The organism is Aliiglaciecola sp. 2_MG-2023 (genome assembly GCF_030548145.1).
GTDB classification, from domain to species: Bacteria; Pseudomonadota; Gammaproteobacteria; order Enterobacterales; family Alteromonadaceae; genus Aliiglaciecola; species Aliiglaciecola lipolytica_A.
In genome coordinates this window covers 85413-102851 of sequence record NZ_JAUORY010000005.1, presented here as the reverse complement: position 1 = coordinate 102851, position 17439 = coordinate 85413, and the positions used below count along the sequence as shown (strand labels likewise).

At 39.9% G+C, this 17439-nt stretch carries 17 protein-coding genes; 5 read left to right on the top strand and 12 right to left on the bottom strand.

The window, feature by feature from the left end; all coding sequences use genetic code 11:
• Positions 1–30 precede the first annotated feature (30 nt).
• From Q4567_RS07015 to Q4567_RS06985, 7 genes are read right to left on the bottom strand one after another with little or no spacing between them, the layout of a single operon-like run.
• Positions 31–2274 carry a molybdopterin cofactor-binding domain-containing protein gene (locus tag Q4567_RS07015; protein WP_303499879.1) on the bottom strand — a complete coding sequence of 748 codons (2244 nt, stop codon included), beginning with the start codon at positions 2272–2274 and terminating at the stop codon, positions 31–33.
• Positions 2271–2753, bottom strand: a complete 483-nt coding sequence (locus tag Q4567_RS07010; RefSeq protein WP_216046536.1) for a (2Fe-2S)-binding protein — start codon at positions 2751–2753, stop codon at positions 2271–2273. The genes Q4567_RS07015 and Q4567_RS07010 overlap by 4 nt, the downstream gene beginning before the upstream one ends.
• Before the next feature lie 15 nt (positions 2754–2768).
• Positions 2769–3380: an NTP transferase domain-containing protein gene (locus Q4567_RS07005; RefSeq protein WP_216046535.1), complete on the bottom strand. Its 612-nt coding sequence runs from the start codon at positions 3378–3380 to the stop codon at positions 2769–2771.
• On the bottom strand, positions 3377–4387 hold the full coding sequence (locus Q4567_RS07000) for an XdhC family protein (protein WP_303499877.1): 1011 nt from the start codon (positions 4385–4387) through the stop codon (positions 3377–3379). Before Q4567_RS07000 ends, Q4567_RS07005 begins: the two co-directional genes overlap by 4 nt.
• A gap of 9 nt (positions 4388–4396) precedes the next feature.
• The gene (locus Q4567_RS06995; protein WP_303499876.1) at positions 4397–5485 is read right to left on the bottom strand and encodes an RDD family protein; all 1089 of its coding nucleotides are present in this window, start codon (positions 5483–5485) and stop codon (positions 4397–4399) included.
• A 4-nt stretch (positions 5486–5489) separates the two neighbouring features.
• Positions 5490–6668 (bottom strand): VWA domain-containing protein, encoded by a 1179-nt coding sequence (locus Q4567_RS06990; protein ID WP_216046532.1) that lies wholly within the window; start codon positions 6666–6668, stop codon positions 5490–5492.
• Positions 6668–7504 (bottom strand): MoxR family ATPase, encoded by an 837-nt coding sequence (locus Q4567_RS06985; protein ID WP_303499875.1) that lies wholly within the window; start codon positions 7502–7504, stop codon positions 6668–6670. Before Q4567_RS06985 ends, Q4567_RS06990 begins: the two co-directional genes overlap by 1 nt.
• A 246-nt stretch (positions 7505–7750) precedes the next feature.
• Between Q4567_RS06985 and cysK the strand changes: the two genes are divergently transcribed.
• The 3 genes from cysK to Q4567_RS06970 all read left to right on the top strand — a co-directional run bounded on the left by cysK (position 7751) and on the right by Q4567_RS06970 (position 9947).
• Positions 7751–8719, top strand: a complete 969-nt coding sequence (gene cysK / locus Q4567_RS06980; RefSeq protein WP_216046530.1) for a cysteine synthase A — start codon at positions 7751–7753, stop codon at positions 8717–8719.
• A gap of 213 nt (positions 8720–8932) precedes the next feature.
• A complete protein-coding gene (locus Q4567_RS06975) occupies positions 8933–9295 on the top strand; it encodes a hypothetical protein (protein WP_252728701.1) in 363 nt (120 codons plus the stop codon).
• Positions 9296–9308: 13 nt separating this feature from the next.
• On the top strand, positions 9309–9947 hold the full coding sequence (locus Q4567_RS06970; protein ID WP_303499872.1) for an NUDIX hydrolase: 639 nt from the start codon (positions 9309–9311) through the stop codon (positions 9945–9947).
• A gap of 26 nt (positions 9948–9973) precedes the next feature.
• Here the strand turns inward: Q4567_RS06970 and Q4567_RS06965 are convergent, their stop codons facing one another.
• From Q4567_RS06965 to ggt, 4 genes are all read right to left on the bottom strand, one after another.
• Entirely contained in the window at positions 9974–10333 is a 360-nt protein-coding gene (locus tag Q4567_RS06965) for a Fis family transcriptional regulator (RefSeq protein WP_216046527.1), read from the bottom strand.
• An 85-nt stretch (positions 10334–10418) separates the two neighbouring features.
• Positions 10419–10703 (bottom strand): pyrimidine/purine nucleoside phosphorylase, encoded by a 285-nt coding sequence (locus Q4567_RS06960; protein ID WP_216046526.1) that lies wholly within the window; start codon positions 10701–10703, stop codon positions 10419–10421.
• A gap of 270 nt (positions 10704–10973) precedes the next feature.
• Positions 10974–11591, bottom strand: a complete 618-nt coding sequence (locus Q4567_RS06955) for a hypothetical protein (RefSeq protein ID WP_303499870.1) — start codon at positions 11589–11591, stop codon at positions 10974–10976.
• 104 nt (positions 11592–11695) lie between these two features.
• The gene (ggt, locus tag Q4567_RS06950) at positions 11696–13444 is read right to left on the bottom strand and encodes a gamma-glutamyltransferase (protein ID WP_303499868.1); all 1749 of its coding nucleotides are present in this window, start codon (positions 13442–13444) and stop codon (positions 11696–11698) included.
• Positions 13445–13546: 102 nt separating this feature from the next.
• Between ggt and rrtA the strand changes: the two genes are divergently transcribed.
• Positions 13547–14194 carry a rhombosortase gene (rrtA, locus tag Q4567_RS06945; protein ID WP_303499867.1) on the top strand — a complete coding sequence of 216 codons (648 nt, stop codon included), beginning with the start codon at positions 13547–13549 and terminating at the stop codon, positions 14192–14194.
• 22 nt (positions 14195–14216) lie between these two features.
• Here rrtA and Q4567_RS06940 read toward each other — a convergent pair whose 3' ends face one another.
• Complete coding sequence (locus Q4567_RS06940) at positions 14217–16721, bottom strand: prolyl oligopeptidase family serine peptidase (RefSeq protein WP_303499866.1); 2505 nt, start codon at positions 16719–16721, stop codon at positions 14217–14219.
• Positions 16722–16875: 154 nt separating this feature from the next.
• Here Q4567_RS06940 and Q4567_RS06935 point away from each other — a divergent pair, with 154 nt between their 5' ends.
• The gene (locus Q4567_RS06935; RefSeq protein ID WP_303499865.1) at positions 16876–17418 is read left to right on the top strand and encodes a glutathione peroxidase; all 543 of its coding nucleotides are present in this window, start codon (positions 16876–16878) and stop codon (positions 17416–17418) included.
• Positions 17419–17439 lie beyond the last annotated feature (21 nt).

Below are 17439 nucleotides of genomic sequence, written 5' to 3'. Positions count from 1 at the left end.
ACAAAAGATGCCCATACAAAGCCATGATTTCTATACAGACATATAGTTTTTAATTGGTAAGTCTCGAATACGCTTACCACAAGCATGAAATATGGCGTTGGCTACACTTGCGGCTACTGGTGGAGTGCCTGGCTCACCAACCCCGCCAGGAGGCGCATCTGACTCGATTATATAGGTTTCTATTTTGGGGCATTGATGCATGCGCAATACCTGATAATCATGGTAGTTAGATTGCTCAACCGCACCATCTTTAGTTGAAATTTCTCCCAACAGCGCCAAAGACAAACCAAAAATCATTGATCCTTCTTGTTGCGCCCGAACACGATCTGGGTTAACCACAGTGCCAGCATCTATACTCGAATGCATCTCTAGTACTGTCACTTTGTTATCCACGACCTTCACTTTTGTTGCAACAGCACAATAACTGACAAAACTACGATGAACACAAATGCCCCACCCTTCGTTTTCCTGTGTCGGCTGATCTGCACCAGACTTTGCGATTACAACGTCAAGTGCGTGTTTTATGCGCTTAATATCGACAGGGAATACATCTTGCGGCTCACCATAGTTTTGATAATCAAAATCATCCGTTTTGGGGTCCACTAAACGGTTTTCGCCGAGTAATTGATGCCACATTTTATACGTCGATATACCGGCTTTTGATGCTAACTCATCGACAAAAGAACCCTGCGCAAAAGAATGTTGAATATTACACACAGAGCGCATCCAACCAATCCTAATATGACCAGTAGCCTTATGGGTTTCGCACGATAAATTGTCTACCGCGAATGGCAAATCACCAAACCCTAAAGACAATTCATTCATTTGCGGCTCATCAACTGTGCCGGTAAACGTCCACATAATACTTGGGAACGCAGTCCGCTGTAGCCACGATGTTATTTGCTTTTTGGCATCCATCGCTGCGGCCATATGTAGCACACTTACCGCATGGTAAAAGCCTTGTTGAATATCATCTTCACGACTCCAAACCACTTTCACCGGACGATTTAGTTGTTTGGCCAATAATGCTGCTTCTATGGAGTAATCTGGTTTAGCTTTTCTTCCAAATGCACCACCTAAAAAGGTGACATTTATAATCACTTTATCAAATTCAATACCTAGCGCTTGAGCCACGTTTTGCTGGGTTACTTGAGGAGATTGTGTACACGCCCAAATTTCACAAATACCGTTTTTAAATACCGCTGTTGCTGCAGGTGGTTCCATTGGTGCTTGTGAAAGGTAAGGGACACTATAAGTAGCACTGTGTGTATCTGTTGCTTGTTCAATATCTGCATAAACGTCGCCTTCTACACGAATCGGTTTGCCTTTACTGACGATACGACTTTTTAGCTCGGCAATATAATCCGCAGAAGTGTGTGCAGCATTTTCACCTAGCTCCCAATCAATATTCAACGCTTTACGACCTTGCAATGCCGCCCAAGTGCTATCGGCAATAACAGCAACCCCATTCATAGGATGAAACATAACCGGTAAAGGTTGGTCAGGCATTTGAATGGTATCGATAACCCCTTTGACTGACTTAGCTGCGTCAGCGTCAAACGACTTCACAGTCGCTCTCAACACTTTTGATCGTTCGATACTGGCATAAACCATCGACTCTAATCTAACATCCTGACCAAATTCAGCTTGACCAGTCACGATTTCAGCAGAATCGATACCAGTAACGGGCTTGCCAATCAGCTTGAAATCTTTTTTCGACTTGTAGGTTAAGGTTTCAGCTTTAGGAGGAGATAACTTACCGGCAGCTTCAGCAATGTATCCAAAACTCACTTTACGCTTTGAATCTTTATGATGTACATAACTATCTTCAGCATAAACACTGTTTACATCTACTTTCCACAAGTCTGCTGCTGCTTGTTCAAGCATCGTCCTAGCAGAAGCCCCCATACGTCTTAAGATCGTATAGAAATTACGAATTGAACGTGAGCCATCGGTGTTTTGACTACCATATTCTTTATTCGCCAATCCTTGTACCACAGATACTAAATTCCAATCTGCACATAGCTCTTCTGCAACTACCTGCGGTATAGAGGTACGAATCCCCTGACCCATTTCACTGCGGTGACATATTATGTTGACGCGATTATCGGATTGAATGCTGACAAACAGGTTAAGCTCGACATCAGCTTGGCTTGTTTGCGCCCATACAGGCTTGTAACCAGCTAGACTACTAGCGAGTACAAAACTACTAGCACCAATTCCTGAAACTTTTAAAAACTGTCGGCGACTGACATTTTCAATTTTATGGTTCATGCGTCATCTCCCACGTTTTTTGCCAGATCGGCTCCTTTAGCCACACTTTTTATTGCTGCTTTGATTCGAGGGTAAGTACCACATCGACAGATATTACCTTGCATGTAATTATCGATATCCTCATCACTGGGTGAAGCATTTTGTGATAATAAAGCCACAGCACTCATAATTTGTCCTGACTGACAATAACCGCACTGGGGAACGTTGTGCTCGATCCACGCTTTTTGGACAGGGTGCTCGCCAGATTTAGATAATCCTTCAATAGTCGTTACCTGCTTTCCCGCTACAGCTGAAATCGGCATAACACAGGCTCTGACTGGTTGCCCGTCAATGTGCACAGTGCAAGCGCCACATTGCGCCATACCGCACCCAAACTTGCTGCCAGTTAAACCCAAAGCGTCTCTAAGCACCCATAAAAGCGGCATAGTCGGTTCAACATCCACCTGTTGCTGTTTACCATTTACACTGAAATTAATCACATTATTGCTCCTAAATTAGCGGGAGGACAGATTGCACCAACGACGCATATCCTCTGAAGTATCTATATCAAATTGTGCTTCGGGCACCTTAACCCTAATTAAATCTTGCTTATGAGCCTGCAAGATTGATTTAGCACCTTTATGTAAATCTGTATTCGAACTGCCTATATTTAACAAATCAGAGAATCGTTTGGCTGGGAAACAAGCTGGCACACCCACATTTCCCCCATACTCTGATGTAACGATTGAATCTATGTTGTTTAGCGCTTTGCTACATAGTTTAGCAATTTGTGCTGATTGCACAGCAATTTGGTCTGCTAAACCAATGAAAATATGGCTGGCTTGTGGATACCGCTGATTAACGATAAAGTCGACACCAGTGCGAATACTTTCACTCATACCTAACTGCCAATTTTGTGCTACAACGACCTCAACCGATAGATCAATTTGCTGTTTGATCAGATTTGCGTTCGCGCCTAGAACAACAACGATATTATCTAACCCTGCGAGCCTATGTTGTGCAATAACCTTATTCAACATCGGTTGTCCTTGGACAACCGCTAATTGTTTTATGCTCCCAAAGCGTTTTGCTTCGCCGGCGGCGAGTATCAAGCTAATAATGCTCACACAACACCGCTTATTGACTTAGCGTCTTTTTGCGCAAGAAAACTGTGTACTTCAGCAATCATTGACAGTGCTATCGACTCTGGCAATTCGCCACCTAATCGCAATCCGATGGGGTTAGCAAAAGGAATAGCGAATTCTTCTCTAACTAATCTAGCCTGTTCAAACACGCGTTCTGTGCGGTGCAAAGGCCCTAGCATCCCAACGTATTTTGCTGAACTTTTTGATGCCAGTATTAAAGCTTGAGCATCAATAGTGATGTTATGGCTCATAATAATCATTGCATCAGTTTGCGCCAGCCAATTTGATTGTGCAGCTTTTTCGATTGTTGTTGTCATTGGTTGTTTAATTATCGCAAACGCACCCGGGAAATAGCTACTTCTTCCGTGGCTAGTTCGCGGGTCGAGCAACGTAACTCGCCAACCTAATTTAGCCGCAATGTCGACAACAGGACGAGCATCCACTCCCGCACCTACAATACACAAGTTGATCGGCGGACTAAGGATTTGTTTCAGAAAAACCCGTCCATTTCGTTCGTCTCTTTGCACACTCGCTTGTGCAGTTCGAGGTAACTCTGAGAATTCGACATTGGCAACACCACTGGCTATTTCCTGAGAATATAAACAATAGCCATTGTCTGCCAAACGACGGTAAACGTTGTCTAGTTGTAAGTAATGATTATCACTGCTGATAGGCTGCAGTAATATCCTTACTAAACCACCACAACCTATACCGAGCTGCCAAGCAAGATCCTGCTCTTCAGTCATATCGTATTCAACAATTCGGCCTTGGCCATTGTCCCAACATCTGCGAGCTTGGAGCATAATATCTGACTCCAAACAGCCACCACTTAAAAGCCCATAGTACTGACCTAAATCATTAATTAACATGTGCGCGCCGGACTTACGATACGACGAGCCCTGGGTCTCAAAAATAGTGGCTAAGACCCACTTACATTCGTCTTTCTTCGGATACCAAATATCTAGAATGCTAGAAAATGAATTTGCCATTCAAATCGCTTATTGTTTTGCTTTTAATCTAATCACTAAAGTTTCAGAAATCTTGTCTTGAATAGCTTGACGATTTGGATCCCAGTAAACTTGTAAAAAACCAAGCAAACCTGTGGCTAAACCGGCACCATAGCCCCCGTATCGCCCAAAACTTTCCCAAACATTCAAACTACTGCCATCGAGTTTAATCACTTTAATGCCAAATAGCTTTTTGCCAATAGTCTGGCCTTTTAATAACACCATTAATCCAGTGAAATAAACCGCTGCCCAACCAAAGCCTATGCCTAAATCTGAGGCGATACCTTTGAACCATTTTACGATACTGTAATCTTGAATCGATTTAGTCTTTGGTTTTACATCGACTATTGCCTGTTCTTCCTTGGCAACCTTATCGGCTTCTGCCTGCAATGTTTCAAACTGGGCTAATAATTTTGTTTCTAAACTTTGATATTGAACGTCACTTAACTCAGTACGACTTTTTTCAAAAAACTCATCCAACATTTCACTTTTTGCGGATTTGGGTATTGCCAATTCAACCAAGTCTTCAACAAATTCATCACCAATATTTGACCAACAAGTTTCTGCATCTGGACAATCGCCTTGTGCTACTTGTTTTTGAATTAAACTGGTTAACGCTGCGTATGTTCCAGTAAACACCACCACGTCAACGGCTTCTGCAGCATTAACTTCATGCTCATTACTGGACTGTGAATTAGACCAAATCGCGGTATCATTTCGGAATAGACCCAAAATCCCAGCGGCAATTAACAATGTGGCCAAAATCCGCACTAGCAAAATTGCTGATGGTAAACGATTTTCACGTTTTAAACGGCGACTCGTTACCCACAATAAAATCGCAACAAGTATTGCCAATGCGTTACCAGTAATACCAGACAGTATTGCAACCAAGATTAAATCGACAGACAGCGCTAGAGCGCGACGAGTGGGTGTAGCCAGAGGTGTACCAAATAATTCGGGGGACACTTCAAAGGCATAAGGTGTAATGACATCTCGTGTTTCTTGGCGTTGCTGGTGTTTAGAGGTGTGCGCTTGCGTTTCAACGTTTGCTTGTTGTGTTAATGTTTCCTTGGCATCCATATGTTTACCTTTTTGTGAGCGCTTTAATGCCCTCGCTTAGTCCTTCAATCGTTAATGCATACATCTTACCCTGCATTAAATCTTTTAATATTTGTATGGATGCATAGTATTGCCAATGTTTTTCCATTTGCGGATTTAACCAAATAGCGTGAGGAAAGTGATCTGTAAGTCTTTTTAACCAAACAGAACCGGGTTCTTCATTCCAATACTCAACGCTGCCACCGGGATAGGTAATTTCATAAGGTCCCATAGTCGCATCACCGACAAACACTAATTTATAATCGCTGCCATATTTATGAATGATATCAAAAATTGATATGACTTCATTACTACGTCGTTTATTGTCTTTCCAAACACCTTCATACACGCAATTATGGAAATAGAAATACTCTAAGTGTTTAAACTCAGAATGTACTGCGGAAAACAATTCTTCACAAGACCTAATGTGATCATCCATAGAGCCACCGACATCAAAAAACATCAATACTTTTATAGCATTACGACGTTCTGGTACCATATGAATATCTAGCCAACCAGCATTTTTTGCAGTTTTTCCGATTGTGGTCGGTAAATCTAACTCTTCGCTTGCACCAGTGCGCGCAAATTGACGTAATTTTCGTAACGCTACTTTAATATTACGAGTGCCAAGTTCGACATCACTGGCTAAGTTTTTATATTCTCTTTTTTCCCAGACTTTAACCGCTGAAGATTGACCTTTGCCTTTATTGCCAATGCTGATCCCTTCAGGATTATAGCCATGGGATCCAAATGGTGAGGTGCCTCCGGTACCAACCCATTTATTCCCTCCTTGGTGGCGTTTCTGTTGTTCTTCTAAACGCTTTTTGAGGGTTTCCATTAGCTTATCCAAACCGCCCATGGCTTCTATTTCTGCTTTTTCAGCATCACTAAAATGTCTTTCTAATTGTTTTTTCAACCATTCTTCAGGAATGTCTTTGCCAAACAGATCAATAGTTTGAACACCTTCAAAATAATCAGCAAAGGCCCGATCGAACTTATCAAAATGGCTTTCATCCTTTACCAGACACAGTCTAGACAAATAATAAAAGCCTTCGGTATCAGCAAAAACAACTTGCTGTTCCAACGCATTTAAAAGATCTAATAATTCTCTTACCGTCGCCGGAACTTGGTATTCTCTAACTTTAAAGAAAAAATCAACTAACATTAGCGTCTAGCCATAAATGCCAATTTTTCGAACAAATGAATGTCTTGTTCGTTTTTAATTAGCGCACCATACAGTGGAGGAATGCTGTTTTTGCCATCTTTGTTCTGCAACGCTTCTGGCGGAATATCTTCTGCAACCAAGAGTTTTAACCAATCGATCAATTCGCTAGTAGATGGCTTTTTCTTTAAGCCAGGCATTTCTCTTAAATCGAAGAAGGATTCGAGTGCTTGCGCAAGGAGATCTTTTTTCAAGTTAGGAAAATGTACATTAACGATTTCTTGCATCTGTTCTTTGTCTGGAAACTGTATGTAATGGAAAAAACAACGACGCAGAAACGCATCAGGCAATTCTTTCTCATTATTGGATGTAATAATTACGATAGGACGTTTGGCGGCTTTTATGGTCTGTTTAGTTTCATAAACAAAAAACTCCATTTTATCCAATTCTAAAAGTAGATCATTTGGAAACTCAATATCTGCTTTATCTATTTCATCAATTAATAAAACTGGGGGCTTTTCGGCATCAAATGCTTGCCATAGTTTTCCTTTGATAATGTAATTGCTGATGTCTTTGACCTTTTCGTCACCAAGCTGAGAGTCACGCAAACGAGATACCGCATCATATTCGTACAACCCCTGTTGAGCTTTAGTTGTTGACTTTATATGCCACTGAATTAATTCAGTTCCTAAACTACTAGCCAATTCTTCTGCCAGCATGGTCTTGCCGGTACCTGGCTCGCCCTTGATCAACAGCGGTCTTTGCAGTGTAATGGCAGCATTAACGGCGAGTTGCAGTTCTTTGCTAGCAATATAATTTCCGGTACTACTAAATGGCATCAATCACCTCAATAATTAAAAAATGTAAATATAAAACTAAGATATAGCAAAAAGCACTTTGAAAATTACTCGTTGAGCACAATCATAACAAGGTACAAAGTTAAGCAAACTTATTGAATTTTGCTATTTTCATGAAAACGAGTGCTTGTTAAGTACAACATTAACAGCCTAAAATAGTTATTCAAATAACAAAAACACATCAAAGGGTATCACTGAAAGTTACCTAAACCTATGCAAGGATATAGTATGCAAGTTTATGATGATAATTCGCTCGCCATTGGCAACACGCCTTTAGTTAAATTAAATCGTGTAGTTTCTACTGGCAACGTTTACGCCAAAATGGAATCACGTAACCCCAGTTTTAGTGTTAAATGCCGTATTGGCGCTAACATGATTTGGGATGCTGAAAAACGCGGTATCCTAACCAAAGACAAAGAATTAGTTGAGCCGACCAGCGGTAATACTGGTATCGCATTAGCATTCGTAGCCGCTTCTAGAGGTTACAAATTAACCTTAACAATGCCAAGTAGTATGAGCTTGGAGCGTCGTAAATTGCTTAAAGCTCTTGGTGCTAATGTGGTGCTTACTGAAGCGCCTAAAGGTATGAAAGGCGCTGTTGCCAAAGCACAGGAAATTGTTGCATCAGACCCTGGCAAATATATCTTACTTCAACAATTTGATAATCCTGCTAACCCTGAAATTCATGAAAAAACCACAGGCCCTGAAATCTGGAAAGATACAGACGGTAAAGTGGATATTTTTGTTGCAGGTGTAGGCACAGGCGGAACTATTACTGGTGTGAGCCGATACCTGAAAAACACCAAAGGTAAAAAAATCCTGACTGTTGCGGTAGAACCAACTGATTCTCCGGTTATCACTCAAGCTAAAGCGGGTGAAGAACTTACTCCTGGTCCACATAAAATCCAAGGTATAGGTGCAGGTTTTATTCCCGGCAACTTAGATTTAGATATTGTTGACCAAGTAGAACAGGTGTCGAATGATGAATCTATAGAAATGGCTCATCGTCTGTTAAAAGAGGAAGGCATATTGGCTGGAATTTCAACAGGTGCAGCTATGGTTGCGGCAAAACGCCTTGCAGAAAAACCAGAAAATGCAGACAAAATGATCGTGGTTATTTTCCCAAGTTCAACTGAACGTTACTTGAGTAGCGCTATGTTTGCTGGCGAATTTACAGACCATGAAGAAGTGCAATAGCACAAACTGCGTTTAGTAGAATAAAAAAAGCAGGCTTTAGGCCTGCTCTTTACTTTTAAACATAGAAAACGCAGACTGTACCTGTGTTCAATTTAACTCTATTTATTCATCATGATTAATCACCAGTATTTACGTTTTTTAACAATAAGTGTTTTGCTTTTATTCCTTCAAGCTTGTGATACGCAAAGCAAAAAAGGAGCCGGTAAATATGGCATGATGGATACCAACACTCCGGATTACGCTGCTGTAGAATTTTTCCAACATGTGTATAACGATAAAAACCTGAATAAAGCCATTGCCATGAGTTCTAAACGTATGGCGAAATTGCTTAAGTCTTATCGCACCAACCGCAATGTTCAAAGACACGTATTCGACCTTGTTTATGATGAAGTGGATATACAACCTGATACTGGTAACAGTATTGGACGTAACGAATTTGCAGAGTCAGCGGTTGTCACTCTATTTTTCACTGGTACCTTGTACGATGAACGAGTTGAAGATATTCGTGTTGTTGAAATGTTGCGGGTAGATGGCAAATGGTTGGTCGATAAGATTCAACCAGATAAGTACCTATAACAGTTTCATGGAAATGTCTGATAAAGACCACGCTTCCATTTGGCTTTCTCACGTTAAGCGACTCCACGCGATTGCCGAATCAGGTTTAGCATTTTCTCCTGAAGAATTTGACCGCGAAAGATTTACAGAGATTTCTCATATTGCGCAACAAATGATGAGTGATTTGGCGTCTGTACCCGTTAAACAAATTTCAGACTTGGTTACCCCTTTTCATCGTCGGTATGTGACACCACAAGTTGAAGTGCGCGGTGCAGTGATAAAAGACGGCAAAATCCTTTTAGTGCAAGAAAAAAGTGATAAGAAATGGACTCTGCCAGGTGGTTACGCTGATGTTGGCTTGACCGCAGTGCAAAATATCAAGAAAGAGATCGAAGAAGAAGCAAACGTCTATGTCAGTCACACTCGTTTGATATCGTTACGGCACAAAGCCTCAGGAGACTATGATCCTGACATCCGCGATTTTTATAAAATGCTATTTTTATGCGAGCCCATTGAGCCAATAAATCAAACAGCTGGGATGGAAACCAGTGGAGCTGACTTTTTTACTTTGCAACAAATTCCCCCACTCTCTACTGGCAGAACAATAATGCGCGATTTACAGGATGCATTCGCCTATCATGCTGACCAGAACAAACTCACCACCATTGAATAATCGTTTAAAGCAGATAGATTTTTAAATTAATGGAATAACCTGAGACGTTTATCCCAATTTCCTTGATGGCTCATTGCGCACGCTTCTTCGCTATCAAAAAATACATTATGTTTGGGATTCTTCAATAAAATCCCCACTTTTAATAATTGTTTATGGATTAATTTTCGTAAATAGGCATCTTGTTGCTGTGCTTTTGCATCGATAACCTGTTGTTCCGTTAAAAACACGCAAGTAATGACTAAACTAGACGGGAAGTTACTGTAATCGGCTGTGTGAGTTAACCAGTCAAATCCTTGAACAGTTCGTTTCGCTTCTTCGCACACTTTAGTCAGTGCCTTAACGGTATTTTCATCTAACTTTTTTACTGTTGATTTTGCAGAGGACATTTGACACTTAAATTAATTGAAAATTGGACACTTTTTTAAATAAAGTGCCCGTCAGTTTTAACTAAACTTTAGCAAATAAAAACCACTATTTACCGTATGTACAAAGATAAGCAGTATCTACTGTTACTTTTACTTGAAATTTCACATTTGCTTCAATGGTAAAGACCTGATTAGTTGTAAAAGTTTGCCATTCTGTTTGTCCTGGCAACAACACAGTTAACGCACCACTCACCACTGTCATGGTTTCAAATTCGCTAGTACCAAACTCATACTCTCCTGGCGCCATCACCCCAACCGTAGCGGGTAATGTAGCGGTTTGAAACGCCATAGAAGTTACTTTCCCTTCAAAATATTCATTTACTTTAAACATGTTAAACCTTTATCTAATTATTAATGGCGAATAACTTAGCAGTTTTCATAAAAAAACACACAATCAAAAACAGCTAAATTAGATTACCTAGCTCTAGAACAATAGGATTTTTTATCAACGAGTAGAATATATCAGTGGTAATCGAGGCTAAAGAAAGCGCACAGCGACGCTCAATTTTTCAAGGTTGAATGTTTATAAACAGCGAAGCTAAACAATATTTGTTTAGCTTCGGGGATAACCTGATACAAATAAGCGAACGATAGTGATCTACTACCCCGCCTCGCAAAGGTTCGTTTGGTGCAAATCAATATCGTTATCTTTGGCTTGTTCAATGACATCTACATCTTCTAAAAACAACATATAACCATCTTCTTTGACGGCTTGCAGAAACACATCTACTTCCAAGGATGCAAAGTTATTTAAATTACCAAAACAATTATTCTCAGTGCTGATGGCAAATTCTCCTCGTCCTTTAGCATCTAACGCTTTATATTGCTTGGCTTTAGCCAGTAAATCTTTCATTGCTTGGGCATCGCTATCAGATAACTTAAGAATAGTAACGCGCTCATTATCTTCAATGTCGTCTAACAAAATTTCAGGCATTTCTGAATGTTGATATTGCAGTATTTCCACACTAAAATTATGTTCTTCGTAAAAAGCAGGCAAGCTATCGTTTCCATCAGAACTGTAACTCATGAAAATTTTAGCTGCGCCATTTTTCACCTCGATACTTTTATCGGTGCGCAGTGCAATTCGTATATCCTGAGGCTCCATATCAAAAGGGGAAAATTGTGACATTTTGTACATGGTCGATATAGGCATACTCATGCAACCACTCAATATTACTGTGGCGACCATCGCACCGAACATTTTTAAACTAGACTTCATTATTATTCCTTTGGTTAAGACTTCTACGCCTCAAATTTTTTAAACTATCATTAGCTATTGCTACCGTGGATGCCTTTACATTAAGCATAGGTTTAAACAATGCTTTAATCTCCAACCGCGACACCTTCCCTTCTCGGATCCGCACCACCTATAATTTTTCCGTTTTTAAATTGAATTCCGTGAAGCCCGCTATTTAAATCAATGATCTTAACGTTATGGCCCATAGCACTCAATTTAGCTTCCCACTTCTCTAAAGAAGTGCCTTTTTCTAGCGCAGTATAATCATTTCGATTGGTGATTTTAGGTAAATTAATAGCCTGCTGAATATCCAATCCCCAATCGACTACACCTACAATAGTTTGCGCCACATAACTGACAATTCGACTGCCGCCGGGAGAGCCTATTACCAACATTAGTTGACCGTTTTGGTCAAATACCATAGTAGGACTCATGGCACTACGAGGACGTTTATTAGGTTCGACTCGGTTAAGGGCTGGACGATTATTAGGACTAGGATTCAATGAAAAATCAGTTAGTTGATTATTCAGTAAAAACCCTTCAACCATTAACCCTGAGCCAAAGCCAAATTCAATACTGGTGGTCATGGCAAGAGCGTTACCTTCTTTGTCAACAATGGAAACGTGACTAGTATTAGGTAATTCAAAGGATGTATCCATGCCAATCAAAGAAGCATTGATATAAGGTTCACCGGCTTCAGCCTTGCCCATATCTTTATCTGCTTTGATTAATTCAGCACGTTGCGACAAATAAGTTTGATTAATCAATGCGGCAAAGGGCAATTGCACAAAATCACTGTCCGCAATGTATTTATCCCGATCGGCATAGGCTAATTTGGATGCTTGTGTGAATAAATGAATAGATTCTAATGAGTCTGGATCCATTTTTGACAAGTCATAGTCTTCAAGCATTTTAAGTATTTGTAATACGCTTATGCCACCGGAACTAGGAGGAGCCATGCCGCAAATTTTATATTTACGATAGAATCCACAAATAGGGTCCCGTTCTTTGGCTTGGTAATTTTCAAGATCTTGAACACTTAATTTACCGGGGTTAATTGTTGAATACTGAACGGTTTTCGCGATTTTATCCGCCAATTCACCTTTATACAGATAATCGGCTCCTTGTTCTGATATTTTTTCGAACACTTTAGACAGTTTAACGTTGGTTTTATTTGTCCCTTCTTTGAGTTCTATACCATTTGGATAAAAATAGGTTTTAGGATTTAAAAAGGCTTCTAAGCCAGGATGAAAACGCAATGAAAGAAGCTTCTCTAAACGAGCCGAAACCGTGAAACCTTTCTCTGCTGTATTAATCGCATCAGTAAACAGTGAATTCCAAGGTAATTTGCCAAACTGTTTGTGTGCTTTCTCTAATGCTTTTAACGCGCCTGGTACGCCTACAGAACGCCCACCAACTACGGCATCTCGCCATTTTAAGGGTTTTCCTTCATGCATGAACAAATAAGCATTAGCTTCTGAAGGCGCCGTTTCGCGACCATCAAATGTATGCAGCTTTTTAGCTTTATTATCCCAGTATAAAATGAAATTTCCGCCACCAATACCTGATGATTGCGGCTCAACAAGGGTTAGCATCGCTTGAACAGCAATGGCGGCATCGATAGCACTTCCACCATTACTAATAATATTTTTACCTGCCCATGAAGCATATGGGTTTGCGGACACCACCATATATTCTTCAGCAATCCGTGCTTTTTTCTGACTAACACCAGTGGCGGCTTCTGGCTCGCGATCTTCCCTAGTCGTTTGCTTAGCGTTAACTTGGTTAAACGATATTAAACAGAGTACGCATATTACTTTAAACAATGATTTCACAGACAATCTCAATAAACGGCTTTTGGGATGATGGAAAGATAACGAGCCACAGATTAGGATGCAACACAAAATGTAGTTATTAAAGCATTCTTGTACGAAATCATGGATTTAGTTAAGGTGTTCAGCATTATTTATAAATATTATGTTGGCAACTTGTTAAATTTACCCATAAAATTTCAACAAATAACTGGGCCTATTTTTATCGCGCTCTTGTGCTGTTTATTGTGGCTATTTGAACCTACCACTTCGGCATATTTAGCATTGCAGCGAGAAATGGTGCTAAACGGCGATTGGTGGCAATTTCTCAGTGCTAATTTTGTGCACACCAATAGCAACCACTTATTGCTTAATATTGCAGGCATAGGCTTACTTTGGGCTATTCACGGACAATATTACACCCTTAAAAATTATCTATTAAGCACCTTGCTGCTAAGTTTGTTTGTCACCTTTGGCATATTCTTTTATTCACCTAATCTAGATTGGTACGCAGGCCTTTCAGGTGCATTACATGGCATCTTTGTTTACGGCGCATATTTAGACATCCGTCATAAAGTAAAATTTGGCTGGATTTTAATGTTAGGAGTTTGGGCAAAAATTATTTACGAACAACTATTCGGCGCAGACCAAATGATCACTGAATTGATTGCTGCAAATGTAGCTGTTGATGCTCATTTATACGGTGCAGTGGGTGGTTTAGGATGTATCTTAGTTTACTGGTTAAAAAATAAATATTTGCCTCAGAATACCTGAGGCAAATAGACAATTAATAAGTTTATAAGTTTTCTTCAAACAATTTAAAGATTCTACGATACTCGTCTAACCAAGAACTCGGTTCAATGAAACCATGAGATTCAACTGGATAAATAGCCGTTTCAAAGTTTTGTTTTTCTAATTCAATCAATCGCTGTACCAAACGCACTGTATCAACAAAAAACACATTTGAGTCAACCATAGGTGCATTGATAAGCAGTGGTTTAGTCAGACCTTCGGCAAAATAAATAGGTGAACTGCGTTCATAGGCAATAGGATCAACGTCGGGAGTATTTAGAATATTGCTTGTGTATGGATGGTTATAATGTGCCCAATCCGAAACAGGACGCAAGGCAGCGCCAGCTTGAAAGAGGTCGGGCTCAGTAAACAGTGCCATAAAGGTCATAAAACCACCGTAAGATCCGCCATAGGTCCCTATTCTATTTCGATCTACATTAACGTTGTTCACCATCCAATCGACACCATCAACCAAATCTTCTATTTCAGGTTTACCCATGTGTCGATAAATAGCCGTGCGCCAATCTCTGCCGTAACCTGCGGATGCACGATAGTCCATGTCTAAAACAACATAACCTTTTTGCACCAGCAGATTATGGAACATGAATTCACGGAAGTAAGTTGACCAACCTAGGTGAGAGTTTTGTAGATACCCTGCTCCATGATTAAATATTACAGCGCGTTTTTTCTCTCCTTCACCTGCATCTTTAGGCGCATATAAACGAGCATAAATGGATTGTTCAACATGAGAAGATTTAATCGGAACAATCTCGGGAATCGTCCAGTTGATTTGCTTAAATGCCTCACTAGTCGTGAATGTTACCTGTTGCGCTGGCTCCTCAGAACCTAGTATTTTCACGAATAGCTCTGGCGGCATGGTTAACTTAGAGTGAGTTAACAATAACTTGTTTTGAGCGTCATTAAGTAAATAGTCAGTGACACCATTTAAGTTAGTTAACTCTTCAATATCACCACTGTTTAAATCAACCCGATAAATTTCGTAAATGCCAGGATGTTTTTTATTTGCTTTGAAATAAATATATTGGTCATTTGCGGTTAAAGTTAACTCATCAACTTCGTACTCACCACTAGTGAGTTGTTTTGCATTACTATTTAAATCTTTTAAATAGAGATGCGCATACCCACTTTTTTCCGATAAAAAGTATAATTTTGATGAGTGATTCAACCATCCAAAACTATTGAAGTTATAATTAATCCAAGCATCATCGTGCAATCGATCTTGGGTCACTAACGTTTGCTTCGCAAAATCTACTGTGGTTAACCAACGATCCTTGTTATCCCAAGCTTCCAACATGATCGCAACATTTTCACCATCCGCTTGCCAAGCAATAGCGCTTTGATTCCATCCCCAATCTACCAATAAACCTATATCTCTGGGCAGTCGATTACTTTGATAGGTTAGTCCTTTGGCTTCTGCATTTTCTCGTTTAACCTGCTCTAAAACGTCTTCGTTATATCCGGGCAAGCTCTTATAGGACAGTTCTTTTTGTGTGCCCGTTTGTAAATCTAACAACCACAAATATTGGCTTTTGGGCTTAGCATCCGCCACCCGGTGCCTAACTTTCTCAGCTTTAATACGGCCATCTTCTTTAATGTAATTGGGCATAATATCGCCTTCATCTCGACTTGGCGTATCTTTTTCGATGGCTAAAATAAGATATCTACCATTAGGAGAAAGACTTGCATCGGCGGTTTTATTATCAACAGGGAAATAAAAAGGTTCAGGGTTGGTTGATTGATTCTGTTCAGAAATTTGCGCATTAAACTCGAACTTGTCTTGTGTGCGCTGCCTACGATCACGCAAAACTTCAATCAAATTCAATTGCTGCTGAGCGATATAATCTTTAGCGGGTTCGTTGGCTTGCGGTGCTTCTTTGAATTCCCAACTCACCAATTGTTCAGTTATACCTGAGGCAACATCGATGGCATAAATTTTGTTATAAACTCGATAACTCAACCTACCATCTTTTAAAAACTGTAAATTAGTTAAATATTGGTCACTGCGGGTAAGCTGCGAAATCTCACCTGAGTTAAGGTCTTGCATAAATACATTTTGTTTAAACACCCATGCAACTTTGTTTCTGCTTTGGTTAAAAACCTTATTCTTATAGGAAACCTGATGGTAATTTGCAATTGGAACTAAATTGGCCGTTTTCGATGATACCGGCTGTTGAAATAAATCTTTGACCACAGATCCTTCACGTTTCTGTGAATAGAAATAACTATTTCCATCTAGTGACCAATATGGAGATTGAGGTTGTCTACCAATCCAATCTGGATCAGCCATTATTTTTTGTAGGGTTAACTCCTCGTTATTATCACTCAGATAAGAGGCTTGTTGTTTAATTGGCTGATAAATTGAAGCAACTTCCCTATCTGTATTAACCAGATTAGATTCAGCGGGGGCTTCAGAAGTTTGAATTCCAGAACAAGCGAGTAAACTTGAGGTAATAGTAGAAATAATGAGCAGTTTAAAGCTTTTTTGCATTTTTGACTCTCTGCTTTTTGTTATAGTCAGTAGAACGTAAAGCACTATTAAAACGCATGAAAGTATTTAGGTAAACAAGTGATCTAAAATTGCTTAATAAAGATAGTAACGTTTAGCTGCCAAATTTTTGTTCTGTCAAAGCAACGGAGTTTTCATGAAAAAATTAGTATTACTATGTAGTTTAGTTGTTACCCCTATGTTTGCCTCTGCAAACGAATGCCCAGATGTTCTAAAATTTATGAAACGTAAATTAAACTCTCAGGAAACTGTAAACATGTGCAGTGAATACCAAGGAAAAACACTGCTTATAGTAAACACCGCTAGTAAGTGCGGTTACACACCTCAATTTGAAGGACTTGAATCCTTATACAGTGAATATAGAGATCAGGGGCTTGTGGTGTTAGGTTTTCCCTCACATGATTTTAAACAAGAATTTAGTGACGAGAGTAAAACCGCTGAATTGTGCGAACTTACCTATGGTGTGGAATTTCCAATGTTTGAAGTCACACGGGTAAAAGGCGCAAACGCCGATCCGTTATTCCGTAAACTATCCAAACAAAGTGGTATGGAGCCTGGATGGAATTTCTATAAATACTTAGTGGATAAAAATGGCAACGTCGTAAAAGGGTATAAATCCTCAACCAAACCATCTGATAAAGAATTTCGAAAAGATATAAAAGAAGCGATAGCAATCTAACTGTTTTAGTCTTGCTAGCCT

Coding starts and splice junctions, on each gene's coding strand:
- Q4567_RS07015 (WP_303499879.1), bottom strand. CDS start 2,274: ATGAACCATAAAATTGAAAATGTCAGTCGCCGACAGTTTTTAAAAGTT.
- Q4567_RS07000 (WP_303499877.1), bottom strand. CDS start 4,387: ATGGCAAATTCATTTTCTAGCATTCTAGATATTTGGTATCCGAAGAAA.
- Q4567_RS06995 (WP_303499876.1), bottom strand. CDS start 5,485: ATGGATGCCAAGGAAACATTAACACAACAAGCAAACGTTGAAACGCAA.
- Q4567_RS06990 (WP_216046532.1), bottom strand. CDS start 6,668: ATGTTAGTTGATTTTTTCTTTAAAGTTAGAGAATACCAAGTTCCGGCG.
- Q4567_RS06985 (WP_303499875.1), bottom strand. CDS start 7,504: ATGCCATTTAGTAGTACCGGAAATTATATTGCTAGCAAAGAACTGCAA.
- cysK (WP_216046530.1), top strand. CDS start 7,751: ATGCAAGTTTATGATGATAATTCGCTCGCCATTGGCAACACGCCTTTA.
- Q4567_RS06975 (WP_252728701.1), top strand. CDS start 8,933: ATGATGGATACCAACACTCCGGATTACGCTGCTGTAGAATTTTTCCAA.
- Q4567_RS06970 (WP_303499872.1), top strand. CDS start 9,309: ATGTCTGATAAAGACCACGCTTCCATTTGGCTTTCTCACGTTAAGCGA.
- Q4567_RS06965 (WP_216046527.1), bottom strand. CDS start 10,333: ATGTCCTCTGCAAAATCAACAGTAAAAAAGTTAGATGAAAATACCGTT.
- Q4567_RS06960 (WP_216046526.1), bottom strand. CDS start 10,703: ATGTTTAAAGTAAATGAATATTTTGAAGGGAAAGTAACTTCTATGGCG.
- Q4567_RS06955 (WP_303499870.1), bottom strand. CDS start 11,591: ATGAAGTCTAGTTTAAAAATGTTCGGTGCGATGGTCGCCACAGTAATA.
- rrtA (WP_303499867.1), top strand. CDS start 13,547: ATGGATTTAGTTAAGGTGTTCAGCATTATTTATAAATATTATGTTGGC.
- Q4567_RS06940 (WP_303499866.1), bottom strand. CDS start 16,721: ATGCAAAAAAGCTTTAAACTGCTCATTATTTCTACTATTACCTCAAGT.
- Q4567_RS06935 (WP_303499865.1), top strand. CDS start 16,876: ATGAAAAAATTAGTATTACTATGTAGTTTAGTTGTTACCCCTATGTTT.